Origin of the sequence: Streptomyces beijiangensis (assembly GCF_017315755.1) — a bacterium.
Lineage (GTDB): Bacteria > Actinomycetota > Actinomycetes > Streptomycetales > Streptomycetaceae > Streptomyces > Streptomyces beijiangensis.
The window spans coordinates 1-258 of record NZ_JAFLRJ010001585.1 but is presented as its reverse complement, the minus strand read 5'-3'; the positions used below and the strand labels follow the sequence as shown (position 1 = coordinate 258).

General features: G+C 72.9%; 1 protein-coding gene. It reads right to left on the bottom strand.

The genetic code is table 11. The annotated features are described in order from the left end of the window. On the bottom strand, positions 1-258 hold a 258-nt coding region (locus J0695_RS42785), incomplete at both ends, for an alpha/beta fold hydrolase (protein WP_206970179.1).

Genomic DNA, 258 nt, shown 5'->3' with positions numbered 1-258 from the left:
CCGGGACCCAGGGCCGCTGGAACCCCCAGATGTGGGACATGGCGGACGACTGCCTGACGTCGGCGATCATGGCCGCCCGCCAGCGCCGCGGATGCGGCATGGACGACACCGCGAGCCGTCGTACGAGCTTGGGGCGCATCGCCGCCGCCGTCCAGGCCAGGTATCCGCCCAGGTCGTGCCCGACCAGCGCGGCGTCCGGCTCGCCGAGGGAACGGATCACACCGGTGATGTCCAGCGCCAGGTTGGCCGGGTCGTAGC